Consider the following 25519-nt stretch of genomic DNA (forward strand, 5'->3'; position numbering starts at 1 on the left):
GGAGGAGTATGCAGCGCGCCGCGCCGAACTGGCTGCGCCGTACCCGACTGCCCGTCCAGCCGGGTCATCACCGTTCACGGGGGTCGAGCATCTAGCTGGAGACCACCGCCGGGTGACGCGACGGTGGCCGGATGGGTGGGGCGGTGCCGTGGGAGATCGTGGTCGCCGGGTTGTTCGCGGTGGTGGCGGGGATGAACGACGGGGGCGCGCTGCTGGCCACCGGGCTCAAACTGCCGAGCGTACGACCACTGACCGGGATCCTCACCCTGGTGGTCCTGGTGGCCCTGGTCCCGCTGGTCACCCACCAGGTGGCGCTGACCTTCGTGACCCGACTGGCCACGTTCGACTCGCCCGACGGCGGGCCGGCGATGACCGTGGCGGTGGTCGCCGCCCTGGCGGTGGTGACGGTACTCAGCTCCCGGGGCTGGCCGACCAGCCTGACCCTGGCCATCGTGGGCGGGCTGACCGGGGCCGGGCTGGGCTGGGGCCTGCCGGTCTCCCCCGGCTGGGTGGCGCTGGTGCTGCTGGTCGGGGTGGCCTCGCCGTTCGTCGGCGGGTCGGCCGCCTGGTTGGCGGTCCGGCTGCTGGTCGGGGTCACCCGCAACGGCGGGCTGCCGCACTGGCACGTGGCGGCCTTCGCCGTGCAGTCGGTGGCGTACGCGGCGAACGACGGGCAGAAGATGCTCGCCCTCTTCATGATCGCGCTGGGTTTCTCCGACGCGCCGCTGACGTACACAGCCCTGGTCGCCGGACTGTTCGCGGTCGGCGCGCTGTACGGCATGCCGAAGGCCGGTCGGGTGCTCTCCTACGGGATCATCGCCTCCCGCCCGTTGCACGGGGTGGCGGCCGAGGTGGGTGCCGGCCTGACCGTGATCACCTGCGCGGCGATCGGTACGCCGGTGTCGATGACCCAGGCCATCGCGGGTGGACTGATCGGCGCCGGCATCGCGCAGAGCAGCGGCCGGGTGCGCTGGTACGCCGCCGCCCGGATCGTGCTGGCCTGGCTGGTGACCCTGCCGGTGACCCTGGTCGTCGCCGCCCTCGCCGCCCTGGTCGGTCGGGAGTTGACGGGATGAGCCGGGCTGATCGCATGACCGGACAGGCGGGTACGTGAAACGGTTACGGCGGATCCGGGACCTGTTGACCGGTCGGATGGACGGCGCGCTGACCGCCGCCCTGCTCGGCCAGCTCGGCGCGACCCGGGAGGGCGCGCGGCTGGCGATGGCGATGATCGGCGGCGAGGTGGGCCGGACCGGCGCACACGAGCAGATGCGCGCCATCGAGCACCTGGGGGATGCGGAGCGCCGCCGGCTGGTCGACGAACTACGGGACGCCCTGGTCACCCCGATCGACCGGGAGGACCTGTTCCGGTTGTCCCGCTCGATCGACGACGTACTCGATTCGTTGCGGGATTTCGTCCGCGAGTCGCACCTCTACCGGGTACCCGACCAGATCCGTTTCGCTCCCCTGCTCGACCAGGTCCTCGTCGGAATCGACGCGCTGGAGGAGGCGGTGCGTGACCTGGCCGCCGGTCCGTCCGCAGTGGTGCGGGACGCCTTCGAGGCGAAGAAGGCCGGTGGCGCGATCCGGCGGATGTACCAGTACGAGATCTCCCGGATCTTCTCCGGCGAGTGCCCGGTGGACGCGATGAAGCTGAAGGAACGGGAGCTGGTCCGGCGCCTGGAGATCGTGGGCGTGGCGATCGGCGAGGCCGCCGACGCGATCGCCGACGGGGCGATGAAACGGTGACGCCACCGCCGGGCGGGCAGGCAGGCTCCCGGGTCAGCCGGGCAGGTTTGGGTCCCGGGTCAGCCGGCTTCGCGCAGGTCGGCCAGGGTGAGCGGGGTACGGGTGCGCAGCAGTGTCTCCAGTGCCGCCACCGAGTTCACCTCACCGAGCACGTTCCGGCCGCCGCCCACCTCGGCGCGGTACCGGTGCGCCAGCCGGTAGCGGTAGCGACCCCGGATCAGCTCGACGGTCACCTCCCACCGGCCACAGCACTCGCAGACCCACCCCCGCATCCCGCGACGGTAGCGCTGAGCTGCGAAAACTCCGCCACGACTGGGACCGGTGCGACGGGTGGGACGGTGATCTGCACCACGACGTCGGTCCGGTCTGGTTGACTGGTCGCCGTGAAGCTGCCGATCAACCCGCCGGTCGAACCGATGCTGGCCAAGAGCGTGTCGGAGCTGCCCACCGGCGACGGCATGACGTACGAGCCGAAGTGGGACGGCTTCCGGTGCATCATCTTCCGCGACGGCGACGAGGTGGAGCTGGCCAACCGGGGCGGCAAGACGCTGACCCGGTACTTCCCGGAGGTGGTGGAGCAGGCCCGCCGGCAGTTGCCCGAGCGGTGCGCGGTCGACGGAGAGCTGATCGTGATCCGGCGGGACGGTCCGGACGGGCAGCCCCGGCTCGACTTCGACCAGCTCAACCAGCGCATCCACCCCGCCGCGTCCCGGGTGAAGCTGCTCGCCGAGACCACCCCGGCGGACTTCGTCGCCTTCGACCTGCTGGCGTGGGGCGACGAGTCGCTGCTGGAGCTGCCGTACCCGCAGCGCCGGGCGAAACTGGAGGCGGCCCTGGCGCACGTACGGCCACCGGTCCACGTCACGCAGATCAGCACGGATGCGGCGACCGCGCGACGCTGGTTCGAGGTGTTCGAGGGTGCCGGACTGGACGGTCTGATCGCCAAGCCGGCGGACCTGCCGTACGAGCCGGGCAAACGGTTGATGCTCAAGGTCAAGCACGCGCGCACGGCCGACGTGGTGATCGCCGGGTTCCGCTGGCACAAGTCCGGCCCGGTGGTCGGCTCGCTGCTGCTCGGCCTCTACGACGACGCGGGCGTACTGCACCACGTCGGCGCGTCGGCGTCGTTCACCATGACCCGCCGGCAGGAACTGCTGGACGAGTTGGCGCCGTACCGCACCGGGGTGGAGGGCCACCCGTGGACGCACGGGGACCACGAGTCGGGGCAGCGGATTCCGGGCGCGCCGAGCCGGTGGAGCGGCAAGAAGAGCCTGGACTGGGAGCCGCTGCTCCCGGAGCTGGTGGCCGAGGTGGCGTACGACGCGATGGAGGGTGACCGGTTCCGGCACACCGCCCGCTTCCTGCGCTGGCGGCCGGACCGTGACCCGCGTTCGTGCGGGTACGACCAGTTGGACCGGCCGGTCCGCTACGACGTGGACCAGGTACTGCACGGCGATCCGGCGGCCACCGCGTGACCGGGCGCCGGACCGACGGCCACCGCGTGCGCGTCCGGACCAGGCTGGCCTGGCTGATGGCGGTGGTGGTGGCCAGCGCCGGTTGCACGCTGCCGGCCTTCGCGCCGCGTACCGACGGGGAGGAGAACCGGGCCGCCCCGGTCGGCGGCGAACCGGACTGGCGGCCCTGCCCGGAGATCCCGCGTGAGCTGGCCGGCCGGACCGCGCCGGACATGCGCTACGACTGCGCGACGATCGCCGTACCCCGGAACTGGGCTGCACCACCGGCGCCGGGTGCGAGCCCGACGGCTGGCGCGAGCGCGCTGCCCGGTACCGGGGAGACCTTCGGGATCTCCCTGCTGCGGGCCCGGTCGACCAGGCAGCGGGACCGGATCGGCTCGCTGGTGATCAACCCGGGCGGTCCGGGTGGTTCGGGCGTCGACACGGCCGTGTACCTGTCCTTCCCGGCGAACCTGGGTGGGCTGCCGGAGCGGGTGACCGAGCGGTTCGACATCGTCGGTTTCGATCCGCGCGGGGTGGCCCGGTCCAGCCCGGTGAAGTGCATCTCCGACGGCGACCTGGACGCCACCTTCGGGGCCGACCCGGACCCGGTGGACCAGGCCGCCTTCGACGGCCTGGTGGCGCTCAACCAGCGGATCGGTGCCGCCTGCGGGGCGAAGTACGGCGCGCAGCTGCCGCTCTACGCCACCGTGCAGGCGGCCCGGGACATGGACGCGGTCCGGGCCGCGGTCGGTGACGAGAAGCTGACCTACCTGGGGTACTCGTACGGGACCCTGCTCGGGGCGACGTACGCCCAACTCTATCCGCGCAACGTACGGGCGTTCGTGCTGGACGGTGCGATCGACCCGGAGCAGGACTACATCGCCGGGTCGGAGAGCCAGGCGAAGGGGTTCGAGCGGGCGTTCGACACCTTCACCCGCTGGTGCGCGGCGGACACCGGTTCCTGCCCGATCGCCCCGGACGCCCGTCGGGCGTTGACCGACGCGCTGGCCAAGGCCGAGGTGTCCCCGGTACGCGGGGCGGACGGCCGGACCGCCACCCCGGGTTGGATCTTCTACGCGGTGATTTCGTCGCTCTACTCAGAGGCGCAGTGGCCGCAGTTGGCCCAGGCGCTCGACCGCCTCGCCGCGGGTGATCCGCAGGGCGTGTTCCGGTTGGCCGACGCGTACGCCGGCCGGGACGCCGACGGCGACTATTCCAACCTGTTCGACGCCAATCTGGCGGTGAACTGCGCCGACACCGAGGACCGGCCGGACGTGGCCCGGGTCCGCGCGTTGCAGTCGCAGTGGCGGCAGCGGTACCCGCTCTTCGGCCCGGCGCTGGCGGTGGGGCTGCTGAGCTGCACGACGTGGCCGGCCCGACCGGACCCGTACCCGACCGGCCCGGCGACCGGCGCGCCGCCGATCCTGGTGGTCGGCACCACCGGTGACCCGGCGACGCCGTACGAGCAGACTCCGAAGCTGGCCGCGATGCTCGGGGTCGGTCAGGTGCTGACCTGGGAGGGCGAGGGGCACACCGCCTACCCGCAGACCTCCTGCATCACCACAGCCGTCGACGCCTACCTGATCGGGTTGACGGTTCCTCCGGCCGGGCAGCGCTGCCCGGCCCGCTGACGGGGGCCGACCCGGTGCTCCGGCCCACGCCGCGAAACGGATCGACCTTGACGGTCGGGCCGGCCTCGATCGTGCCGGCCAGGTCGTCCGGGGTGAGGCCCTCCCGGGCAGCCAACTGCTCCAGCAGGGCCCGTACCGCGCGCAGGTTGGCCTTGAGTTCCTCCTGCTCGTCGTGCCGGAAGGCGTCCTCGTCGACGATCAGCTTGCTCGCGAAGTGCGCGGTGATCAGCGGGATGACCAGCAGCACCATGGTGGAGATGAGCAGCGCGGCCAGGGTCCGCCCCTGCCAGGTGGTCGGCGAGATGTCGCCGTAGCCCACGGTGGAGGCGGTGACCACCGCCCACCAGACCGCGTCACCGGCACTGCGGTTCTCGACCTGACCGTAGATGATGCCGGAGACCACGATCATCAGGAGATAGGAAAGGATCAACGTCCGGGGCGAGTTGGCGAACCAGACCGTGACCCGGTAGATCTTGCGGAACGGCAGCAGCAGTGCGTCCATGAGGCATTATGGTGCCCCATGGGTGACGTGGTCTTCCGCGAGGCACAACGGTCCGACGTACCCGCCATCGTGGCGCTGCTCGCCGACGACCGGTTCGGCGTCAGTCGCGAGGTGGTCGGCGAGGATGTGGACGCGGCCTACTGGGCGGCGTTCGACGCGATCGACGCCGACCCGCGCAACGTTCTGGTGGTTGCCGACGTCGACGGCGACGTGGTCGGCACGCTCCAGCTCACCTTCATCCCGTCACTCACCCGCCGTGGTGGCGAGCGCGCCCAGATCGAAGGGGTACGTGTCCGCACCGACCGCCGGGGCGGCGGGCTCGGCCGGACGATGATCACCTGGGCGATCGACCAGGCCCGGGAGCGCGGCTGCGGACTGGTGCAGTTGACCACCGACAAGCGCCGCTCCGACGCGAGGCGGTTCTACGCCGCACTCGGCTTCGAGGCCAGTCACGAGGGGATGAAACTGGTCCTCTGACCGGCGGTGTCATCGCGGCATCGGCGACGCTGTCGAGCTGCCTGCACAGACGGAGCAGACGGACGGACGCAGCGAACGGGACGCAGCGAACAGGGCGAACGGGGCGGACGCAGCGAACGGGGCAGACGGGGCAGACGGGGCAGACACAGCGAACGGGGCGGACGGGGCAGGCGGAGCGGATGGGCACCGCCGGCACCGATAGCACAACCGGAGCAGCTCGACAGCGTCTCCGCCGCTCGTCGTCCTCCGCCGGGCCGCCGCCGGGCCGCCCCGGGCCGCCGCCACACCCGCGAGCTGATCCGGGCGTGGGCACCCGGTGAACCCACAGGTCGGGCCCACCGGGTGCCCACGCCCGGCATCCCGCCGTCAGTCGTCGACGAGTCGGCCGTCGCGCAGGGTGAGGGTACGGTCCGCCAGCTCGATCAGGTTCGGGTCGTGCGTCGCGACCAGCGCGGTCATGCCCCGCGCGTGTACCACCGCACGCAGCAGGTCCATGATCGAGCGGCCGGTCTCCGAGTCGAGCTGGCCGGTCGGCTCGTCGGCGATCAGCAGGTCCGGTTCGTTGGCCAGGGCCCGGGCCACCGCCACCCGCTGCTGCTGGCCGCCGGAGAGTTCGTACGGCCGCTGCGCCGCGTGCCCCCCGAGGCCGACCAGTTCCAGCAGTACGGCCACCCGCTCCTCCCGCTCGGCCGCCGGCACCCGGGCCAGCCGCAGCGGTACGCCCACGTTCTCGGCGGCCGAGAGGATCGGGATCAGGCCGAAGGTCTGGAACACGAAGCCGATGGTGCCCCGGCGCAGCCCCAGCAGTTCCCGCTCACCCGCGGCGGTCACGTCCTGCCCGGCGACCACGGCCCGACCGGCACTCGGCCGGTCCAGGCCACCGATCAGGTTCAGCAGGGTGGTCTTCCCGGCACCGGACCGGCCCCGGATCGCCACCAGTTCCCCGCGCAGCGCGGTGAAGGAGACGTCCCGTACCGCGTGCACCGCATGCTCACCCCGGCCGAAGACCCGGCTGAGCCCTTCGGCCCGGACGACCTCCTCCGTGGTCACCCCGGCCAGCACCGCTGTGCTCCGCTCGCTCATTCCCCACTCCCCCCATTTGACTGACTCTGTTCCTGACCGGGGCGGACCTGCACGTGGTCCGGCTCCAGGGTGAGCCGGACCCGCTCCCGCAGCGCCAGGGCGTCCACGAACGCCGCCGGCAACTGCATCCGTCCGGTCCGGTCCAGTACCGCGTACTCCTCACTGACCAGCTCGGTGCTGCCGTCGTCACCGATCCGGGCGGTCCGGCGTACCTCGGAAGCGGTCCGGCCGTCGCGGATCGCGACCGTCCGGCGCACCTGGTCGGCCACGGCGTGGTCGTGGGTGACGACCACGATGGTGACCCCGAGTTCGGCGTTGATGGTGCGCAGCGCCCCGAACACGTCCGCGCCGGTGGCCTCGTCGAGTTCACCGGTCGGCTCGTCGGCGAAGAGCACCTCCGGGTCGTTGGCCACCGCCACCGCCACCGCGCACCGCTGCTGTTCACCGCCGCTGAGCTGGGCCGGTCGCCGGCCGGCCAGGTGGGCCACCCCGACCATCTCCAGCAAGTCCATCGCCCGGCGACGGCCGGCCCGGCCGCGCAGCCGCCCGGCCAGGCGCATCGGCAGCTCGACGTTCTCCCGGGCGGTCAGGTACGGCAGCAGGTTCCGGCCGGTCTGCTGCCAGACGAAGCCGACCACCTTCCGCCGGTAACTGAGCCGACGACGCGCGGAGAGGGCGAGCAGGTCGTAGTCGGCGACCCGGGCGATCCCGGCGGTCGGGGTGTCCAGCCCGGAGAGGATGTTCAACAGGGTCGACTTGCCCGAGCCGGAGGCGCCGACGATGGCCAGCAGCTCCCCCCGGTCGATCACCAGGTCGAGGCCCTGCAACGCGACCACCTCGACCCCTTCGGTCTTGAAGATCCGGACCAGCCCGTCGCAGACGATGTGCCCGCGCAGCCGGTCACTGCCCCCGGCGCGTTCCGCCGCCCGCTGCGCGGCGCGCTGCTGGAGGGTGGCGAGATCCGGTACGGCGGAAGCCTCAGCGGTAGCCGTCATGTCAGCTCTCCTCTCCGAGCCGGAGCACCTCACCGAGACGCATCCGGCGGTTGTTCAGGGCCTCCACCACGACGGCGAAGCCGAGGGCCAATGCCCCGAGCCCGACGATGCCGCCGACGAGACCGGGTTCGAATTGCACCCGTACCGGGGCGCCGCCGGTGAACTCCGCCAGGCCGAGGACCGGGTTGAGCAGCACCGGCAGGAGTGCGCCGACCACCGCGCCGGTGAGCACGGCGGCCCCGACCAGCGGCGCGAGTTCCAGTGCCAGCAACCCCCGCCACTGCCGGCGGGACAGGCCGAGGGTGCGCAGCCGGGAGAGCACCTGGCCCCGGCTGCGGGCCCCGGCCAGTACGGCGAAGGCGATGGCGAGCAGCCCGAGCAGCACCGCCCCGCCGGTACCGGCGACGAAGGCGAAGCTGAGCAGCCCGTTGACGCCCCGCCCACCCAGGTCGGCGCGGGCCTGCGCCCAGGTGGTCACCACGCTGGGCCGATCCGGTGCGCCGCCGGTGACCAGACCCGTCTCGTGGTACCGGCGCTGGCCGTCGTCGCCGAGCCGTTGCAGCGCCGCCGGATCCGACGGCGTACCGGCGAGCAGGAAACCGGTCGGGGTCAGGGGACGTTCGGCGAACGCCGGGCGGGCCGGCCAGGCGAGCACCACGAACCGGTCACCGGCCCCGGTCAGCAGCGGGAAGTCGTCGACCGTGCCGGCGGGCCGGAAGGCGTACCGGCTGCCCTGCACCTGGACGAACGGGTCGGTGAGCCCGGCGGCGGACAGGTCTGCGGCGACCGCCGGGGAGACCAGCGCCGGCACCGGCCCGTCCGCCGGGACCGGCCCGGTCAACGCGCCCGGCAGGTCGACCGCCACCTGCGCGTCGGCGACCACCCGGGCGAACGCGGGACCGTCCACCATCAGCACCGACACGTTCGACACGTCGGCCGCCTGGCGGGCCGTGTCGGGGAAGATCGGTTGACCGGTCTGGGCGAGCAGCGGCATGACCGCCCGGACCCCGGGCAGCCCGGCGAGTTGGTCCCGGGTGTCCGGGGCGAAGCCCTCGGCGGTGAGCAGTGCGTCCCCGGGTACGGCCCGGGTGGCGGCCTGGTCCCGGCCGTCGCCGATACCGGTGGCCACCACCCCGCAGAAGGCGGCGGTGGCGACCGCGATCACCACGACGACCAGGGGCGCGGTGGCCGATCCGCGACCCGCGCGGGCCAGGCCGAGGAAGGCGACGCTGCCCCGGGACCGGGCCGCCAGGTTGCCGGCCAGCCGCACCGGCCACGGGTACGCGCGCAGCGCCACCAGCGCGGCGGCCACCGCCAGCAGCACCGGCACCGACACCAGCAGCGGATCGATGGTCCCGTCGTCGGCCAGGCCGCGCCGGCGCAGCAGATACGCCGCCAGCACCGCCACCACCAGCACGGTGACCTCGGCGGTAAGCCGGCGTACCGAGGGACGGGCCGAGGTCACGTCCTGACGGCCGGCCGGGCCACCCCGGCTGGCCAGGGTCAGTACCGGCAGGGCCAGCGTGATCAGCAGTGCGACGACGGCCACCGGCCAGGTGGCCCCGGCCGACGAGCCGGGAAGCAGCAGCCCGGCGGACCAGCCGGCCGCCACGGCGAGCGGGATCACCAGCAGGGCCTCGACGAGGCTCCGGCCGGCGACCGTACCGGATGACCCGCCACGGGCGCGGAGCAGGACGAACTCGGCCCGGCGGCGGCGTACTGCCAGGGCGGCGGCGAGCCCGACCAGTCCGGCCAGGGTGGCCAGCACCCCGGCGGAGATGACGGCCAGCAGGGTACGGCTGGCGGTCAGCGAGTCGACGAAGTCGTCGAGCAGCAGGTCCACGCCCTGGGACAGGCGCAGCTCCGGCGGCCGGTTGCGGGTGATCTCGGCGGCGGCGGCGGTCACCGCGGCCAGGTCCCGGGCGTCGATCCGCCCGTTGTCGACCCGGTACCGCCAGCTGTAGGTGACCGGCCAGCGCACCGCGTCGATGTGCGCGTCGCTGGTCACCGCGACCGCCAGGAACGGGCCGTCCCCGATCGGTGGGGCCACCCGCAGCGGGGTGGGCAGCGAGTCCCAGATCCCACCGGCCTGGTCGGCGGCGGCGAAGATGCCGGTCACCACCACGGCGGTGCGGCTCACCTCGGTCTCGCCATCCGGGCCGAGTACCGACATCCACAGCCTGCTGCCCACCTTCAGGCCGAGCTGCCGGGCCACGTCGACCGCGAGCGCCACCTCGATCGGGCTGCGGGGCTCACGGTCGTCGGTCGGCCACCGCCCCCCGGTCAGGGTGGCCGCCTCGCGTACCCCGCTCACCGTCCGCAGACCCAGCTCCACCCGGAGCCGGGCGGCGGTGAGGTCGGCCCCCTTGGTCGTGAGGAAGCCGGTCTGCGCGGCGTACCACTGCTCGCCGATCACCCGGCGCAGCGGTTCGGGCATCGCCTGGTGCAGCTCGGCGAGCTTGCCGGCCCGGGCGGGCGCGTTGGTCATCGACAGTCCGGAGCCGCCGGGGTCGGCGGTGTAGAGGATGTCCCGCTGGGTGGCCGGCTGGGCGGCGAGGTACTGGCGCAGCCCTTCCTCGGTGAGCCGGTCGGCGATCCGGGGTACCCCGGTGACCAGCAGGGCGGTCACCATCGCCAGGACCGCCAGCAGGGTGAACTGTCCGCCGTAGGCGCGTACCCGGCGCAGGGCGCTCAACGGGCTCATCGGTCTCCCCCGATCCGGAGCTGGGCCGCCGCCACCCGCTGGCGGATGCCGACGGCGACCATGGCACTGAACGTCAGGGCCGCCAGCAGCAGCCCGGCGGCGGTACCGCCGGTCGCCAGCCAGGGCAGTTCGAAGGCGGCCGGCGGTACGGGCCGTCCGGCGGCCCGGTTGAGGATCACCAGCGGGGCCATGGTGGCGCCCACTCCGGCACCGACCAGCAGGCCGACACCGACGCCGATCCCGGCGAGGAACGCCTGCTCGGCGAGCAGCGCCCGGACCAGTAGCCGGGGGGTGGCGCCGAGGGTGTGCAGGACGGCCAGTTCACTGATCCGGCGCCGGGCGGTGGCCCAGACGTCGACGGCGAGGCCGACCAGGGCGAGCAGCACCGCGCCGAACGCGGCGGCCAGCAGGCCGGTACGCGCACCGAGCCAGTACGGGTCGCGGGCGGCGGTGTCGGCAACCGCCTGGCGGTCCAGGACACCGACTCCGGTCAGGGCCGCAGCGGCGGTGGCGGTGGCGGTGTGCTGGCCGGGGTCGACCTGGAGCCACCACTCCGGCTGGGGCCGGATCGCGCCCCGGTCCTGGATCAGCCAGTGCACCGCCGAGGGCAGGTCCAGCAGGATGGCGGCCGGGGTGGTGGTGGCCGGTACCGCGTCGAGCACCCCCACCACCTGGATCGGCAGGGTCACCCCGGAGAGCTGGAACGGGGTGCGGTCCCCGACGCCCAGGTCGAGGGCGTCGAGCACCTGCGGGGTGACCAGGGCCGGTACCGCCTCAACCGGGGCGTTCCGGACGACGGCGTAGCGGACGAAGACCTGGTCGAAGAAGTCCGAGGGCCGGGGTGCGGTGTAGCGCACCTCGACGGAGCCACCACCGGCTGCGGAGCCGGCGGTCGCCGGGGCCGGGGAGCCGCCCCGGCCGTCCGACGCGCCCCATTCCCCGCCGGCGGCGAGGTCCACCGGTTGGCTGGTGCCGTCCGCGCCGACGGTCCGCAGTCCGGTCACCGACATCCCGTAGACGGTGCCGGCGAGCGGTCCACCGATCAGCTCGAAGCCTTCCAACCGCAGCTCCCGGCCGCCCGCGTCGGGCAGGGCCACGTCGAAGGCGCGGGGTGCGCCGGTGCTCGGGGTGGTGGGCAGCGGGGTACGCCAGGCCAGCCCGTCGGCGGTGGTGAAGAGGGCGTTGACGGTGATGTCGCGCTGGGAGAACGTCCCTTCCACCGGGGTACGGACGGTGCCGGTGAGCCGCTGCGCCCCGGCCGTTACCGGAACACCGGCCGGTTGCGGGCGGGCCCGGGCCAGTCCGTCGAGGAGCTGCCGGGGCGGGTCGGCGGTGAGGGTGTCGCTGAGGCGTACCAGCTGGGTCGCGGCGACCGCGTCGACCGCCACGACGGTGGCGGCGGTGTTGTCCGGGCCGATCCGGATGTCGTCCCGCCAGCCGGGGACGGCCTGCCGTACCCCGGGCAGCGCTGCGAGCTGGGCGGCCCGCCCGGCCGGGGCGGCACCGTCGGACTCGACCAGGCGCAGATCGGCGCCAACCTCGTGGTTGGCCTGGTCGACCTGCGAGCGTTCCCAGGTGGTGACCAGTGACCAGGCGAGGGTGCTACCCCCGACGGCGAGGGCGAGCAGCAGTACCGGCCCGGCGTGCGGGCGGCGGCCCGCCTGCCACATGCCGAACATGGTGGCGGTCCAGGGTCGCCGGTTGACGAACCGTTCGGCGAACCGGGTGGTCGGTGGCAGCAGTCGCAGGGCGATCACCCCGCCGGCCAGTACGCCGAGGATGGGTGCGGCGGCGAGCAGCGGGTCGATGCCGAGCCGGCCGTTCGCGCCGGCCAGCGGGGAGGAGTACTGGCGTAGCTGGAACCAGGCGAGCCCGGCCAGCCCGACCAGGGCCAGGTCCAGGCCGATGCGCTGGGCGGCGGCGGACCGGGCGGGGCGGGACCGGGCGGCCATGTCGGCGACGTAGGTGCCGCCGTGCCGCAGCGCCGGGGAGAGCATGGCCAGCAGGCAACCGGCGGCGACCGCGACGGCGACCGTCCAGGTCAGCGGGGAGCCGCCGAGGTCGAGCCCGGTGTCGGTGGGTGTGCCGACGGCACTGTGCCGCAGGGCCTGGGCGGCCAGTGGGGGCGCCAGCAGCGCGGCGGGCAGCACCACCAGGGTCGCCTCCCGGGCGGCCAGGCCGGCGAGTTGCCACCGGGCGGCACCCCGGGCACGCAGCAGGGCACTCTGCCCGCGCCGGTCCTCGCTGAGCAGCACGGCGACCAGGGTCAGCGCGTACCCGGCCAGCACGACGATCAGCAGCAGTGGGGTGAGCAGCGCGGACCGGCCGACCAGGTCGGCCCGGACCAGCCGGTCGATGAGCCGGTCCACCTGGGTGATGCTCTGCGCCGAGCTGCCCAGTTGCGCCCGTTCCGGCAGGGCGGCGGCGATCCCGGCGATCGCGTCCTTGACCCCGACCAGGTCGGCCGGCGCCCGGGCGGCCAGGTCCGGTTCGACGAGCCAGCTCGCCGAGAAGCCGCCCGGGAAGGTGGCGGCGAAGTCGTCGGCGTGCAGCACGAACGGCCCGTACGAGGTGGTCGATCCGGCGCTGCCCTCGCCGACGCCCGGGGCGAGCCGCCAGTACGGGTCGGTCGGGTCGCGGGGGCGCCAGGTGCCGACCAGCGTCACCTCGCTGGTCTTCTCGGTGCTGCGGTCGGTCAACGGGATCCGTTCCCCCACCGTCAGCCCCAGCGTGGTGGCGACCTTCTCGGGCAGGGTGACCCGCAGCGGCGCACCGCCGGGCGCGGGCCACTCGCCGTCGACGAGTTCGGCCCGGTTGGCCAGGTCGTCCAGGGTGACCAGGGCGGCGAAGACCGGATCGCCGCCGGTGGGGGCGGCCGGGCCGAGGTCACCGGTTAGTTGCCGACCGGTGCCGTACCGGGCACCGGCGACGGTCACCGGGACCCCCTCGACCCCGGCGGCGAACTCGGTGCGGACGGCCCGGTCCCGGGCGGCGAATTCGGCGGCGTCCCGGCCACCGGCGCCGCTGACCAGAAGGCTGCGTTCCTCGGCCGTGGCGGCCCGCAGCACGGCCCGCTGTCCGGCGTCGGTGGCCCGACGGTTGTATTCGGACAGACCGGTGACCAGTGCGGTGGCGACCAGTGCCGCGACAGCGGCGGCGAGCAGCAGCCCGCGTGCCTCGCGTGCCCGTCTCAAGACCAGCTTCATGCCACGCCCTTCCCGGCCCCCGGTGGGACCGATGCCCAGACAGACTCGGCGTGGGCCGGGAAAGGTTCGCGCCCGTTACTTGATCGTTATCCGATGTCCGTGATCGGACGCGCAGAGTAGCCGCTGCGCGGCGGTGCCGCGTACCTTGCTGACCAGGTACGCCAGCTCGCCACGGAGCCCACCGGATGGTTACCGATGGCAGCCACCCATCTGCGGTGCGCGTCGTACGCGGTCCGGCTAGGAACCGGCGGTCCGGTCCCGGTCCCGGTCCTTGGACGGTTGAACCCGTTTCGGTTCGCCGGGCATCTTCGGGGAGTCCTAGCCCACGCGCTGTGCCACACCAGGGAAAACGCAGGTCACCGACGAGCGTAGACGGGGAGGTTATCGGGCGGATTCATCTGCCCTTAGACGCCCCCGGAACGGAGCTCTGACCCTCCGCCCGGGGACTTGATCAGACTATGGAGGTCTGACCCGTGTCCATCATTCCAGCCATCCTGGCCACGCGCGAACAGGCGTTCGCTCTCGTCATGGCCGGCATCATGTCCAGCCTGCCCATCCCCACCGACATCCGCATCGGCCACGACCACACCCTGGTCTTGCACCTGGGCAACGACTTCCCCGGCGGCGTGTGGGCCTGGACCCGGTACCTGTCCCTGCCGGACCCGGCGGCCGGCGGCAAGCCGATCCTGGGTGCCGACCGGTGGTTCGACTCGTTCGGCGCCGAGGTAAGCCGCGCGAGCCAGCATCAGGCGTTGCCGGGCTGGTCGGTGCGGGTGGTCACGTACATCACTGTCAACGCTCCCGCCGAGCAGGTGACCCGGTGAGCGCCCGGACTCCCCGCCGGAAGCGGTGGGAGCAGCCGAGCACCCGGCCCGGCACCCGGGCGCTGGCCAGCCGGTTCCGCCGGGAGCGGTACACCAGCACCGACTTGGACGCGGTCATCGACACCTCTATGGACGCGGGGATGCACGCTGGCCGTCGCGATGGCGCCCGGGACGCTTTCGAGTTCCTCGCCGAGTTCATCGATGACCCGACCGAACTCGTCTACCAGGTTGGCCGGCGGGTGCTGCACGACGAGATCCAGGAGTTCCTGGATGCCGAACTGGTTCGCCGGGCCCGGGACGCGAACCCGGAGAAGTTCGGCCGGCTGGCGGACATCATCCGGGCCCACGACAGCGGGGACGTGCCGTACGAGCAGTTCCGCGACGACCTGGAGGCGCTCGCCCGGGAAGTCGGGGTGTTCCCGCCCGACGAGCCGCTGCCGGTCGCCGGCCTGGCCCGGGCGGCGGAGGAAGCCGAGTGGTGGGCCGACCCGCCGCCGGTCGACGGGGCCGACGAACTGCTCGACGAGGTGGAGGCGTTCCTCACCTGCCCGCCGTGGTGCACGGTCAGCCACGCCGACCCGGCCGAGCTGCGCAACGACAGCATCTGTGACCTGCGGCAGCACACCCGGACCGTGGCGGTCGTCGAGCGGGACGGTCAGCGGGTGGCCCAGGTGGACATCGTGGCGTGCGACAACCTGTCCACCGGGGAGCGCGGTGCGGCCGAGGTGATGATCGTCGAGTTGCGGGACGGGTACAGCCCGGAGGAAGCGGAGCAGATCGCGGCGGGCCTGGTCGAGGCGGCCCGGATCGTGCGGGACAGCCGGTAGCAGTTCCTGCCGTAACAGCGGTAACAGCAGGGGGTGTCACCACTGATGACACCCCCTGCGCTCACTACTGATGAGGGCAGGGCCTCCACTGCCGTAACAGCAGTGCAGATCCCGGGGTGTTGATGGGAGCAACACCCTCCGAGGGGGTACGGATTGTGTACGCCCCCTTGCAAGGGAGCGAATCGCTCCCCTTGCGGTGAGCAGCGGGAACGGGCATCGCTAACCTAAACCGGACATCGGCTTGCAACCGTGGGGATAGGCCCACGGTTGATGGGGACAGGCTGTCCCTATCAACCACCTCTGTTACGGCGGTGGTTGACTCCGTCGCGGTGACGGAGTTGTGGGCAATCGTTGGCCTCTGCCCAACGGTTGGCGAAGGGGGTACGCACTGCGTACCCCCTTCCTGCCGTCATCAGTAATGACGGCAGCCGGTCTACACCTGCTGGGCGGGTTGCCAGGTACAGCCGTTGGACACCTTGAAGCCGCGGTCGTCCTGCAGAACGGTCACCTGGACGGTCTGCCCGGGTTCGGGGTTGCCTTCGGCGATCACGGAGCCGGGCTGGCCGAAGCTGCGCAGTCTGGCCCAGTAGCAGGGGTGGCCGTGGTCGGCGGGCACGGTGGTGGTGTAGATGCCGGGCCGCATCTCGGTGCCGACCAGGTAGATCCAGTCCCGGAGTCCCGGCGCCGGTCCGGGGTCGGTGCTGGCCGGGGGTGCGGCGGCGGTGGTCGGGGTGCCGGCCGGCGTCCGGTCGGCGGCGGGGCCGGGCTGGCTACCGGTGGAGCAGCCGGCGGCGGCCAGGGCGACGATGACGGCGGCGACGATGACGCGACGTCCCATCAGCTCACGGTATCGGCGCCCGGCAATGCCGACTGTCGGGTCGGTGACGGGCAGCATCACCGGGTCCAGCGCAGCATCCGGTAGAACAGCTCCCCCGGGTCGACGGACTCCCCCAGGTCGGCGACAGCGGCGGTCAGGATCGTCGCCATCGTGATGGACAGGTTGACCCGGTCGGGGGCGGCAGCACCGATGGTGGCCCGGGCGACCGGGCACGGCCACGGTTCGCCACAGCCGGGCGCGGCGCACTCCCAGTCCGGGCGGTGGGGTACGTGCTCGCCGATGCCGGGCGTCCGGCAGATGGCCTGTACGGCGGTGGGTGCGCCGAGCAGGGCGGCGTGTTCGCTGATCATGTGGTGACCCTCCGGGGTTGTGGGGTGACCACAACAGCCTCACTTGCCACTTCGACCCCGTCAAGTCGGCAAGTGCCGGACCGGCAACCGTCTACCTGCCTACGGTCGCGGCGTGAGACTCGCTGCCCTGGCCGATGTCGCCGAGATGCTCGGCGGGGTGTCGCGTACCCGGGCGACGGAGATCGTCCGGCGGCCCGGTTTCCCGGAGCCGGTCGACGTGGTCGGCAACGGCCGGATGCGGATCTGGAATCGCGATGAGGTGCTCGCGTGGATCCGCGAGCACAGGACCCACCAGCGCGTCGACGAGCAGTAGCCGGAGTTGAGAGTGACAGGCCGTCACTCTCAACTCCGGTGGGGCACAGAGGGACAGGTCGTCCCCCTGTGCCCGGTCAGCGTCCGCGTGGTGGTGCCGGTGGCCGGGGCCCGGCCGGACCGGTCGGCCTGGTCGTGCGGACCGGTTCCGGCTTCGGTGGTGGCGTCGGCTTCGGCTTGCTCACCGGCCGGCGGTCCGGTTCGGTACGGCGTACACCACACCGAGGGTGCCCAGGGCGGCCAGGGCGGCCAGGGCCACGGCGATCCACTCGACCGGGGTCACCTGGTTGTCGGCCAGGGCGGTACCCAGCGCGGTGAGTCCGGCGACCAGGGCGCCGACGGTGGCCTTCGCGTAGGGGCGGAGCTTCTTCACGGGTTCCTCACTTCGTCAGGATGGGCAGCAGGGCCACGCCGAGCGCGGCCAGGCCGATGAGCAGAGACGCGGCCGGCAACGGCCACCGGCCGGCCTCCAGCGCGCGGAGCCGGGTTTCGTGGTCGCGGATGTCCTCCCCGTGCCCGTCGCCCTGGTTGACGAGCCGGTCGACGGAGGCGGCCACCTTCATGACCGCGTCGTACACCTCCCGGGCGGTGATGGTGACCGGGCCGAGCGGGTCGGTCATGACGCGAGCCTGTCGGCCAGCTCGGCGGCGACCCGCTCGGCCAGGTCGTGGGGCAGGGCGGCGGCGAACGCGGCCGGGTCGAGGGCGGCGACGACTCCGGCGGTGATGGTCGGCTCGTCGACGGCCCGGTCGACCAGCGCGGTGACGTAGTCGCGGACCTGCCGGCCGGTGGCCGTGGGTTCCCCGGCGGTCTCCATGCCGGCAGCGGCGGCGGCCTCCTTCAGCAGGCCGTGGACGCCCTTGCGGACGGCGGCAACGATCTGCGCTTCGGTCATCTCCTCTTCCTCCTGGTCGTCGAGCCACGGCCGGCGGTCCTGCTCGGCGGTGCGGGTCTGTCGGATGCTGACGTGCATGTGCTTGTCGTGCGGGTTGCGGCCGGTGTACTCCCGGGGGCGCCATCCGTCGTCGGCGTCGGCGATGGTGCGTTGCCAGATCCAGTAGTGCGCGGACGGGTGCCGCTGCACGGCCGCAATGATGGTCGGCATGTGGACGCCGTCGGCGTCGATGTCCAGGGCGTCGACCGACCCCCGCGAGTTGGGGTTGTGGTCGGACGGCTCGGCCTGGTGGGCGGTGTCGCCGATCCAGCCGTCCGACGTCCGGTCCCGGTGCGGCCAGCGCCGGTTGATCTCGTCCCGAAGCGTGGCCAGGGCGGGAGCCAGGTAGTAGCCGCTCATGCCGGCGGCTCCGGGGTGAGGTCCTCGTCGCGGCGGCCGTGGTAGGTGCGCAGCAGCCGCAGGGACGGCTCGCTCGATGCCGCCACCACCTCGGCGAGCAGCGCCTCCATGTGCGGACGGAGCAGGGCGTCCGCCTCGTCGGGCTCCATCGTGTTCTCGCCGTTGATGGTGATGTCGAGGGTGATCAGGTCGCGCGCCATCGGGTTCGGGTTGTGGACGTGGTAGGTGACCCGGTCGGGGACGTACCCGTTCGTGGGGATGACCATCGGTGTCCTCTCAGGCGAAGCGGAGCAGTTCGAGGAAGCTGCCGGCCTTGACGGTGGTGTCGCTAACGTTGGGCGTGTTCTGTGCCCACTGGACGGTGAAGCTGCCGCCGGACGCGCCGATCGCGACGATGCCCCAGGCGTTCAGCGGGGAGTCCGCGCCGATGCCGTTGACGCCGGTCACCCCGCCCAACGGGGCGATGATGGTGGTCCAGTTGGCGGTGTTGCCGGACATGAACGTCCAGTTCGTGAGGGTGGTGCCGGCCGGGGCCGAGAACTGGTACTTGAAGTCGGCGGTGGTGTTGCTGTTCTGGACGATGTACAGGTGGGCCTTGTAGAGGGCGTTCGCTTCTACCGGCACGCTCAGCGCGGTGTCGTTGACGAATGTGGCCGAGTTGTTGACCACCTGTGAGGCCGTCTTACGGGCCACTTTCGGCGCCAGGCGGTTGAGGCGGGCCGGGGTGAGTCGCATCCCCGACGCAATGGTGATCGACATGCTCTGCTCCTCACAGGGCTGCTACGGCGGGGGTCCAGACGTCAACCTCGGTGCCGGCGGGCCACGCCCTCTGCACCCCGTTGACACCTCGGGCGGTGATGGTGGCGGCCTGCGGACTGCCCGCCCCGGTGATGGCCGAGACGGTGATCCGTTCCCCACCGACGCGGACGTCCAGGGGGAAGTCGGCCGGGTCGGTGGTCCACGGCCCGTTTTCGGCGGTGCTGGCCAGGGACAGGGACAGCCCCAGCGCGGTGAGGCCGGCGGCCAGCGTGGACCCGTCGGCGGGTGCCCGGGGGTCACCGTCGGCGGTCGCGACCTGCTCGTACGGGGTGTATGGGGTGGCGTTGACGGTGATGGTCCGGCCGTGGGAGGGGATCGTCTCGGTGTAGCCGGGGACGAGTAGCTCCACCTCGCCGGGGGCGACGTCGACGGGCAGACCGGTCACGGTGACCCGGTCGCCGACGTCCACCGACGCCGCGGCGTCGAGCAGCTCCGGGCTGGCGACCAGGTCCACGGTCAGGCTGGCGAAGCGGACCTCATCGACGGTGCCCAGGTGCAGGGCCCAGCCGGCGTAGTCGGGCAGGCGGGTGTCGTCGGCCGGGTTCACGTCGACCTGCGTGGTGACCCGCCCTACCCCGGCCGGGGGCGGCAGCACCGACATGCGGCCGGACTCCAGCACGGCGCGGGCGGTGCCGCCGGTGGCCGTGGACCGGGCGGTGACGTCGTTGCGGGTGTTCTGGTCGTCGAGAACCGGCGCCAACGGGGGCGCCACCTGCTCGGCGGCGTAGTCGACGGTGAGGGCGGCGTCCTGGTCGGCGAGGCTCGCCCCGGTGCGCAGGACCAGGCCCAGCCAGTCACGCGGTTCGTACACCATCCCGCCGTCGGTGCGCTCGATCTCGGCGAGCAGGTCGGCGAAGGTGGCGATGCGCTGGGCACCCATCGTCGGGGCCTCGGCCGGGTTGCCGACGACGATGGCGTCGACGTCCTGCTCGGCGCACAGCCGGGTGAACCGGGCGGCGGTGGTCTCGCCGGCGTGACCGTGCATCGCCGCGGTGGTGTCGGGCGGAAACGTCGGGTACGGGTTCCACACGGCAATGTGGCCGATGATCGGCATGGAGTCGGTGCCGTTGACCTCCTCCAGCGGGTTGACCACCACCGACCGGATGCTGCCCGGCGTACCGGTCATGGGCGGCACGAACGCCCCGTAGGAGGCGACCGGGGTGCCGTCGATGTACAGGTCGGCGGAGGTGATCCCGCCGATCACCACGGCCTCGATCATGTAGTGGTGCGGCAGGCCGTCGAAGATGCCGAACGAGGCGGTCGCCGACCCGGCGGCGGTGAGTCCGGTGCCGAACGTGCCGAAGATGCCGGTGGACTCAACCTGGAAATCCCAGGTGTCCCACGTGCCATCGGTGGTCCATCGGATAGGGATGCGGGCGGCGGCCTTGTCGCGGGGGCAGACCATCACCCACTCGATGCGCCACGAGGTGCCGTCACCGGCCGGCGGGTAGCCGACCAGCACCCCGCCCTCGGCCAGGTCAACGACCGGGGCCGAGCCGGGGATGCCCGACCCGCTGCCGAACTTCGGTAGGCCGGCGGCCGGCTCGGGTACGGCGGTGCCGGGGGCGGTGAACCTGGAGTACCCGAACGGGCGCATGTCGTCGACACCAGCAACGGCGGACTGGCCGGCCTGGGCTCCGTCGAGATCCTCCAGGGGCCAGTACGCGGACGGTGTGGCGGCGGTCAGGGCCCGGCGCAGCGGCGAAGCGAGCGGGTCAGCGCCCTGACCGAGCCGGCGGAGGATCCCGGCGGCCTCGATGGCGGCCCAGGCGTCACCCCGGCCGGTGTCCGGATCGAAGTCGACGGTCCGGCCCGGCTTCCACGAGGCGACCTCGCCGTAGTAGCGCCGGTCGGTCAGGACCAGGTCGTCGTACCGGAACTCGACCGGCTTGGTGTTGGTGTTGCCGGACGCGACCCCGGACCGGAGGCCGACCGCGCCGGGGGCGGTGATCGCCGAGTCGTACGCCTGGACATGCCAGCCGGCCGGCTCGGTGCCGGTGGCCGGATCCCACGCGGCGGCCGACAGCACCTGCCCGACGATCGAGGCCCGTACCCGCAGCGGCTGACCGGTCCACACCAGGGCCAGCGACGTCCAGGCGAGCATGCCGGACGGCCCGTACAGGGCGAGGATGACGGTCTCGGCGGGGCTGATCTCCAGCCGGGCCATGTAGTACGTGCCGATCGACTGCATCCGCAGCAGCAGCCCGGCCGGCTCGACCGCACCGCCGGTGACATCGGAGATGAACGTGTCGACCGTGACGGCCAGCTCGACGTCGCGCAGCGACACGGACGGTATCCAGGTGCCCCGGTAGGCGTTGGTGACGGGCACCCAGTGCCGGCCCTGCCCGCCGCTCACCGTGGTGTCAGCAGCGGCGACCGTGCCGCCGGCCCCGAACCAGAGCCAGGCGCCGGCCGGGCCGGTGCCCCACCCGGCGACCTCGGTGCGGGCGAAGTCATCCTCGGCGAGGGTCATGCCGACCCGGATCGGCGTGTTCCGGCCGATCAGCCCAAACAGGCTGGACAGCGGGTTACGCGGGTTGTAGTCGCCCGTCCGGTTGGCGATGGCGCAGGTCATGGTGGCCGGGGTCGGCCCGCTGGCCTCGTCGGCCCGGCCCCGGACGATGGTGATCGGATCCCGCACGTACACCGGGACGGCGTGCCAGCCACCGGAGTAGTACAGCTCCACCTGCACGGGCTGCTTCGTCACGCCTTCACCAACCTCATGCCGCTACGGCGCATCAGACCCTGCAACCAGGTCAGGAACATCGCGTCGAGGCCTGCGCCGGACGGCATCCGCAGATCGTCCGGGCCGATCCCCCGGTCCTGACCGACCTGGTTGGCCGCGGTGATCCGCTCCCCGCCCTCCAGGATCGCCAGACCCTCCTGCCCGGGCGCGCCGGGCATGATCCCGCCGTTGTGGAAGACGGGCAGCTTTGGCGCGGCGATGGACGCTCCGCCGACCGGCCCGGGTACCCACGAGGGCACCGACCACGACAGCTGACCCACCGTGGAGTTCCACGCGTGGGAGATGGCGTTGAAGGCGGCCCGGAACGGTGCCGAGATGAAGTCGGCGACCTTCGAGAAGACGCCCTTCAGCTTGCCGGGCAGGTCCGACAGCCACTTCCACGCGGCCTTACCGCCGTCGATGATGCCGTTCCACGCGCCCATGATCCAATCCCGCCACAGGGTGTCCCGGAACCACCTGCCGACGGCCAGGGCGGCGTCCTTGATGCCACCCCACGCCCACTTCCACAGGTCCTGAAACCAGGTGGTCTGCGTGGCGATGTAGATGATGGCGGCGACGAGCACACCGATCGCCAGCACGATCAGACCGATCGGGTTCGCCGACATGGCGATGTTCCACGCCCACTGCACGGCGGTAACCAGACCGATCACCCCGGCCAACCCGCCGATCACGGCGGACGCCATGCCCGCGTAGTCCCCGACCTTCCGCAGCGCCGACGACTGCTCAGCAACCTCCCGCTGGCTCTTGCCGAGTTGGTTCTGCGCGTCCTTCTGGTCCAGGGCGGCCTGCGCGGCGTCGAGGTTCGCCTGCTTCAGATCCTGGTTGGCCTGCTTGGAATCCTCGGCCGCCTGCTTCGCGTCGATGTCGGCCTGCTTCAGGTCCAACTTCGCCTGCCTCGCCTGCGCCGAGTTCGGGCCGAACTCCTTCACCGCGGCGTTGTACTCCCGCTGCGCGGTCGCCTGGTCCAACAGCGCCTGCTCCAGGTCCACCTGTGCCTGTTCGGCGTCGATGCCGGCCTGCGCCACGTCACGCAGGGCCTGTTCCATGTCGGCGACGGCCTGCTTCGCGTCCTGGGCGGCCTGGGCGACGTCCTGATGCGCCTGGGCGAGCTCTTCGGCCTTGCGCTCCGAGTAGCTCATCATGTCGGCCGTGGCCGTCGCGGCGTCACCGATCCCGCCGAGCCCGTCGGCGACCTGCCCGGAGAACCCGGCCATGGTGTCCAGGGCGGCACCGAAACGGCCCGTGCTGCGCGCGGCGGTGTCGAACGCGGACTCGGTGGTGCCGACCTGCTGGCCCATCCGCGTAGCGGCGGCGCCGACCTGGTCCAGAGCGCGGGACAGCTGGTCGCCGTCACCGGCCAGGGTGAGCGTGACCGTGTTGCCGGACATCAGTCGACCTCCACCCCGGCGGCGGCCACCACCGACAACAGGGCCCGCTCCAGGGCGGCGGCGACCTCGTCACGCCGGTCCCCGTACGACGACCAGAGGTACCGGCCTTCCTTGATGAACTCCCGCTTCGCCGGGCGGCCCTTGATCCGGCCCTCGCCGCCGAAGTCAAGCCAGGGGAAGTAGCCGACCCGCTTCGACCCGGCCGACACCCGGACGGCGGTGCGGGTCGACCGGGCCTTCACCGACCGGGCAGCAGCACCGGTGACCCGGGGGATCCGGGGTACGGCCTCGTCGACGACGATCTCGGCGCCCTCGTTCATCGCGATCCGCAGCGCCTTCGGCAGCTCGTTGTCGAGCTTGCGCAGGTTGCGCGAGAACTGCGCCAGCCCGTCGACCCTGATCGGTTCGATCAGCGCCACCCCGTCACCCCCTCCTGGCCTTCAACGCCTCCAGCTCGGCGCGCTGCGCCTTGCGCTGGTAGTAGACGCCCCACCGGACGAACTCGTCGTTGGGCATCTCCGCCCGCATCCGGGCCACCGTCATCCCCAGCTCGGCGGCCAGGAAGAACTCGAACTCCAGGCCGTTACTCGTCTCGAACGTCTCGTAGGCCGCTTTTCTGGGCACCCTCCAGCACGCCGGACAGCTCACCGATCCGACGGGAAACGGCCTCCATCTCGCCGGCCGGGGACGCCTCCGCCCACCGCTGCACGTCGGTCACCGGCATCGGCGGGTCCACCATGCCGAGCGCGATCATGTGCGCGTCCCGCTCGGCCTTGCCCAGCCGCTGCACCTTCAGCACCTCGGCCCGGGACAGGCCCCGTACCCGCACCGTGCCCACACCCGGGATCTCGACGTCGTCTTCCGGCAGACGCGGAGCGAACAGCGCCTCCTTGCTGACCTTCCCCATGCCCGTTCCTTCCCTTACGCCTGGGTGGTGTCGGCGACGTCGCCGGACACGGTGAACTCCGCTGACCAGGCCACGTAGTCCGCGACCGGGTTCGTCTCCACGTACGACACGAGCAGCCCGTCGAACGTCTGCTCGGGCTTGCCGGTGCCGGTGCCCTCCGGCCGGCGGATGATCTCCACCGTCGTGCCCACCAGCGGGTTGAGCACCGCCCGGGTACCGGTGACGGCGGTGGTGTCGTACCGGCCGCCGCAGGTGAACTTGCCGTTCTTCAACCCGCCGCCGTGGACCTCGCTGTTAGCGCCGTACATCGTCAGGTCGTGCGACTGGGCGCCCCGGGTCAGCTCACTGGTGTTGGTCCAGGGCGAGATGTCGTCACCGCCCACCGACACGTACGTCTTGCTGCCGTGCTGAAACGCCATCGGTCTATGCCCCCTTGCCAGTGATGGCGACCGTGAAGATCGCCGCCAGGTACTTCACGTCGACGTACGTGACCACGTCGAACTCCGCCGACGTGACCCGTGGCTGATCGCAGGCGGTGTAGGTGCCGGCCTCGATCGCCTGCTTGACCGAGGTCGGGCCGGACCCGGCCGCGTACCCGGCGATGGTCCGGCGGGACTCCGGCCGTGTCGGGTTGGCGACCAGCACGATGACCTGCCACTCCGGCACCTCGTCGGCTCCCCGCCCGTACGTCTTGTCGTACTCGACCCGGCCCGGCAGGGTCACCACGGCGGCCGGCGGGTGGACCCGCTGCACACCCCACTGCGGCACCGACAGACCGTCGATGGCGCGCAGTGCGTTGCCCAGCTCGGTGGCCACCTGCTCCAGGTTCACGCGAACACCCACCTGGGTCGGGTGTACGGGGCGAGCATCACGGCCACGTCCGGGTCGACCCGGGCCAGCAGCCGCAGCTCCGACCCGTCCGAGGGCGACCCGGCGATGCCGTACGGCGAGTCCCGGCGGTGGATGAACCGGTTCGCCTGCAACAGGGTCGCCTGTTTCACCGCCGGTGGTACGGCCGTCCAGCCCCACCGGGCGGTGACGCTCACCTCGTTCGGTGCGCCGGTGGGTCCGCTGGTGATGGCCAGGCGGGTCCACGGGCGCCCGTCGGCGACGGCGTTGACCGGCTCCAGGTCGAACGAGGTGATCGGGCCCGCCGGCACGGTCACGGCCAGGCCGGTGGTGGACATCAGGTCGTCGATGTCCACCACCCACCGGCCGCACTCGTCGTGCGCCGTGTACCGGCGCTCCACCGGAGTGTCGACCGTCCCGAACTGCCGGCGGCACTGCTGGTCGACTGCCCGTGAGGCAGCCTCGGCGGCAGCGGCCAGCAGCGGTTCGTCGACGGCCTCGGTGGAGTGCACGAAGGCTTGCAACTCCTCCGTGGTCACGTACGCCGGGGTCCACGCCATG

At 72.5% G+C, this 25519-nt stretch carries 29 protein-coding genes; 8 read left to right on the forward strand and 21 right to left on the reverse strand.

The window, feature by feature from the left end; all coding sequences use genetic code 11:
- Nucleotides 1-131: 131 nt before the first annotated feature.
- Together V6U90_RS07920 and V6U90_RS07925 are read left to right on the forward strand one after the other, a co-directional pair.
- Nucleotides 132-1076 (forward strand): inorganic phosphate transporter, encoded by a 945-nt coding sequence (locus V6U90_RS07920; RefSeq protein ID WP_334432716.1) that lies wholly within the window; start codon nucleotides 132-134, stop codon nucleotides 1074-1076.
- A 34-nt stretch (nucleotides 1077-1110) separates the two neighbouring features.
- Nucleotides 1111-1749 (forward strand): DUF47 domain-containing protein, encoded by a 639-nt coding sequence (locus V6U90_RS07925; protein ID WP_334432718.1) that lies wholly within the window; start codon nucleotides 1111-1113, stop codon nucleotides 1747-1749.
- Between the two features lie 59 nt (nucleotides 1750-1808).
- Here V6U90_RS07925 and V6U90_RS07930 read toward each other — a convergent pair whose 3' ends face one another.
- A complete protein-coding gene (locus tag V6U90_RS07930) occupies nucleotides 1809-2021 on the reverse strand; it encodes a hypothetical protein (protein WP_334432720.1) in 213 nt (70 codons plus the stop codon).
- A 111-nt stretch (nucleotides 2022-2132) separates the two neighbouring features.
- Between V6U90_RS07930 and V6U90_RS07935 the strand changes: the two genes are divergently transcribed.
- A complete protein-coding gene (locus V6U90_RS07935; protein ID WP_334432722.1) occupies nucleotides 2133-3224 on the forward strand; it encodes an ATP-dependent DNA ligase in 1092 nt (363 codons plus the stop codon).
- Between the two features lie 56 nt (nucleotides 3225-3280).
- Nucleotides 3281-4837 carry an alpha/beta hydrolase gene (locus V6U90_RS07940; RefSeq protein WP_334432870.1) on the forward strand — a complete coding sequence of 519 codons (1557 nt, stop codon included), beginning with the start codon at nucleotides 3281-3283 and terminating at the stop codon, nucleotides 4835-4837.
- Here the strand turns inward: V6U90_RS07940 and V6U90_RS07945 are convergent.
- Nucleotides 4764-5339: a potassium channel family protein gene (locus tag V6U90_RS07945; protein ID WP_334432724.1), complete on the reverse strand. Its 576-nt coding sequence runs from the start codon at nucleotides 5337-5339 to the stop codon at nucleotides 4764-4766. The genes V6U90_RS07940 and V6U90_RS07945 overlap by 74 nt on opposite strands.
- Nucleotides 5340-5357: 18 nt before the next feature.
- Between V6U90_RS07945 and V6U90_RS07950 the strand changes: the two genes are divergently transcribed.
- Nucleotides 5358-5816, forward strand: a complete 459-nt coding sequence (locus V6U90_RS07950) for a GNAT family N-acetyltransferase (protein ID WP_334432726.1) — start codon at nucleotides 5358-5360, stop codon at nucleotides 5814-5816.
- 366 nt (nucleotides 5817-6182) lie between these two features.
- Here V6U90_RS07950 and V6U90_RS07955 read toward each other — a convergent pair whose 3' ends face one another.
- Genes V6U90_RS07955 through V6U90_RS07970 form a run of 4 tightly spaced genes read right to left on the reverse strand, consistent with a single transcriptional unit; the run spans nucleotide 6183 to nucleotide 13804 of the window.
- A complete protein-coding gene (locus tag V6U90_RS07955) occupies nucleotides 6183-6899 on the reverse strand; it encodes an ABC transporter ATP-binding protein (RefSeq protein ID WP_334432728.1) in 717 nt (238 codons plus the stop codon).
- Nucleotides 6896-7894 (reverse strand): ABC transporter ATP-binding protein, encoded by a 999-nt coding sequence (locus V6U90_RS07960; protein WP_334432730.1) that lies wholly within the window; start codon nucleotides 7892-7894, stop codon nucleotides 6896-6898. The genes V6U90_RS07955 and V6U90_RS07960 overlap by 4 nt, the downstream gene beginning before the upstream one ends.
- Nucleotide 7895: 1 nt before the next feature.
- Nucleotides 7896-10598, reverse strand: coding sequence for an FtsX-like permease family protein (locus V6U90_RS07965; RefSeq protein ID WP_334432731.1), 2703 nt, complete (start codon nucleotides 10596-10598; stop codon nucleotides 7896-7898).
- On the reverse strand, nucleotides 10595-13804 hold the full coding sequence (locus V6U90_RS07970; protein WP_334432732.1) for an ABC transporter permease: 3210 nt from the start codon (nucleotides 13802-13804) through the stop codon (nucleotides 10595-10597). The genes V6U90_RS07965 and V6U90_RS07970 overlap by 4 nt, the downstream gene beginning before the upstream one ends.
- 473 nt (nucleotides 13805-14277) lie before the next feature.
- Between V6U90_RS07970 and V6U90_RS07975 the strand changes: the two genes are divergently transcribed.
- Both V6U90_RS07975 and V6U90_RS07980 read left to right on the forward strand, forming a co-directional pair.
- Entirely contained in the window at nucleotides 14278-14628 is a 351-nt protein-coding gene (locus tag V6U90_RS07975) for a hypothetical protein (RefSeq protein ID WP_334432733.1), read from the forward strand.
- Entirely contained in the window at nucleotides 14625-15455 is an 831-nt protein-coding gene (locus V6U90_RS07980; RefSeq protein ID WP_334432734.1) for a DUF6907 domain-containing protein, read from the forward strand. The genes V6U90_RS07975 and V6U90_RS07980 overlap by 4 nt, the downstream gene beginning before the upstream one ends.
- Before the next feature lie 433 nt (nucleotides 15456-15888).
- Here the strand turns inward: V6U90_RS07980 and V6U90_RS07985 are convergent, their stop codons facing one another.
- Nucleotides 15889-16293, reverse strand: a complete 405-nt coding sequence (locus V6U90_RS07985; RefSeq protein WP_334432736.1) for a hypothetical protein — start codon at nucleotides 16291-16293, stop codon at nucleotides 15889-15891.
- A 56-nt stretch (nucleotides 16294-16349) separates the two neighbouring features.
- A complete protein-coding gene (locus V6U90_RS07990) occupies nucleotides 16350-16643 on the reverse strand; it encodes a hypothetical protein (protein WP_334432738.1) in 294 nt (97 codons plus the stop codon).
- A 112-nt stretch (nucleotides 16644-16755) separates the two neighbouring features.
- Here V6U90_RS07990 and V6U90_RS07995 point away from each other — a divergent pair, with 112 nt between their 5' ends.
- Entirely contained in the window at nucleotides 16756-16956 is a 201-nt protein-coding gene (locus V6U90_RS07995; protein ID WP_334432739.1) for a helix-turn-helix transcriptional regulator, read from the forward strand.
- A 180-nt stretch (nucleotides 16957-17136) separates the two neighbouring features.
- On the opposite strand, the gene V6U90_RS08000 is transcribed toward V6U90_RS07995, so the two are convergent.
- The 13 genes from V6U90_RS08000 to V6U90_RS08060 are packed head-to-tail and all read right to left on the reverse strand — an operon-like array spanning nucleotide 17137 to nucleotide 25518.
- Complete coding sequence (locus tag V6U90_RS08000; RefSeq protein WP_334432741.1) at nucleotides 17137-17328, reverse strand: hypothetical protein; 192 nt, start codon at nucleotides 17326-17328, stop codon at nucleotides 17137-17139.
- 7 nt (nucleotides 17329-17335) lie between these two features.
- On the reverse strand, nucleotides 17336-17575 hold the full coding sequence (locus V6U90_RS08005) for a hypothetical protein (RefSeq protein ID WP_334432743.1): 240 nt from the start codon (nucleotides 17573-17575) through the stop codon (nucleotides 17336-17338).
- Nucleotides 17572-18249 carry a hypothetical protein gene (locus V6U90_RS08010; protein ID WP_334432744.1) on the reverse strand — a complete coding sequence of 226 codons (678 nt, stop codon included), beginning with the start codon at nucleotides 18247-18249 and terminating at the stop codon, nucleotides 17572-17574. The genes V6U90_RS08005 and V6U90_RS08010 overlap by 4 nt, the downstream gene beginning before the upstream one ends.
- The gene (locus V6U90_RS08015; protein WP_334432745.1) at nucleotides 18246-18515 is read right to left on the reverse strand and encodes a hypothetical protein; all 270 of its coding nucleotides are present in this window, start codon (nucleotides 18513-18515) and stop codon (nucleotides 18246-18248) included. The genes V6U90_RS08010 and V6U90_RS08015 overlap by 4 nt, the downstream gene beginning before the upstream one ends.
- Before the next feature lie 10 nt (nucleotides 18516-18525).
- Nucleotides 18526-19008 (reverse strand): hypothetical protein, encoded by a 483-nt coding sequence (locus V6U90_RS08020; RefSeq protein ID WP_334432747.1) that lies wholly within the window; start codon nucleotides 19006-19008, stop codon nucleotides 18526-18528.
- Nucleotides 19009-19018: 10 nt separating this feature from the next.
- Nucleotides 19019-21775, reverse strand: a complete 2757-nt coding sequence (locus V6U90_RS08025; protein WP_334432748.1) for a hypothetical protein — start codon at nucleotides 21773-21775, stop codon at nucleotides 19019-19021.
- The gene (locus V6U90_RS08030; protein ID WP_334432749.1) at nucleotides 21772-23202 is read right to left on the reverse strand and encodes a hypothetical protein; all 1431 of its coding nucleotides are present in this window, start codon (nucleotides 23200-23202) and stop codon (nucleotides 21772-21774) included. The genes V6U90_RS08025 and V6U90_RS08030 overlap by 4 nt, the downstream gene beginning before the upstream one ends.
- Nucleotides 23202-23621 carry an HK97 gp10 family phage protein gene (locus V6U90_RS08035; protein WP_334432751.1) on the reverse strand — a complete coding sequence of 140 codons (420 nt, stop codon included), beginning with the start codon at nucleotides 23619-23621 and terminating at the stop codon, nucleotides 23202-23204. The genes V6U90_RS08030 and V6U90_RS08035 overlap by 1 nt, the downstream gene beginning before the upstream one ends.
- A 4-nt stretch (nucleotides 23622-23625) precedes the next feature.
- The gene (locus V6U90_RS08040; RefSeq protein ID WP_334432753.1) at nucleotides 23626-23826 is read right to left on the reverse strand and encodes a hypothetical protein; all 201 of its coding nucleotides are present in this window, start codon (nucleotides 23824-23826) and stop codon (nucleotides 23626-23628) included.
- Nucleotides 23786-24109 carry a hypothetical protein gene (locus V6U90_RS08045; protein ID WP_334432755.1) on the reverse strand — a complete coding sequence of 108 codons (324 nt, stop codon included), beginning with the start codon at nucleotides 24107-24109 and terminating at the stop codon, nucleotides 23786-23788. Before V6U90_RS08045 ends, V6U90_RS08040 begins: the two co-directional genes overlap by 41 nt.
- Before the next feature lie 14 nt (nucleotides 24110-24123).
- Nucleotides 24124-24528: a hypothetical protein gene (locus V6U90_RS08050; protein ID WP_334432757.1), complete on the reverse strand. Its 405-nt coding sequence runs from the start codon at nucleotides 24526-24528 to the stop codon at nucleotides 24124-24126.
- Nucleotides 24529-24532: 4 nt separating this feature from the next.
- A complete protein-coding gene (locus tag V6U90_RS08055; protein ID WP_334432759.1) occupies nucleotides 24533-24940 on the reverse strand; it encodes a hypothetical protein in 408 nt (135 codons plus the stop codon).
- Nucleotides 24937-25518 (reverse strand): hypothetical protein, encoded by a 582-nt coding sequence (locus tag V6U90_RS08060; RefSeq protein WP_334432761.1) that lies wholly within the window; start codon nucleotides 25516-25518, stop codon nucleotides 24937-24939. The genes V6U90_RS08055 and V6U90_RS08060 overlap by 4 nt, the downstream gene beginning before the upstream one ends.
- Nucleotide 25519 lies beyond the last annotated feature (1 nt).

Origin of the sequence: Micromonospora sp. CPCC 206060 (genome assembly GCF_036906895.1) — a bacterium.
Classification (GTDB): Bacteria; Actinomycetota; Actinomycetes; order Mycobacteriales; family Micromonosporaceae; genus Micromonospora.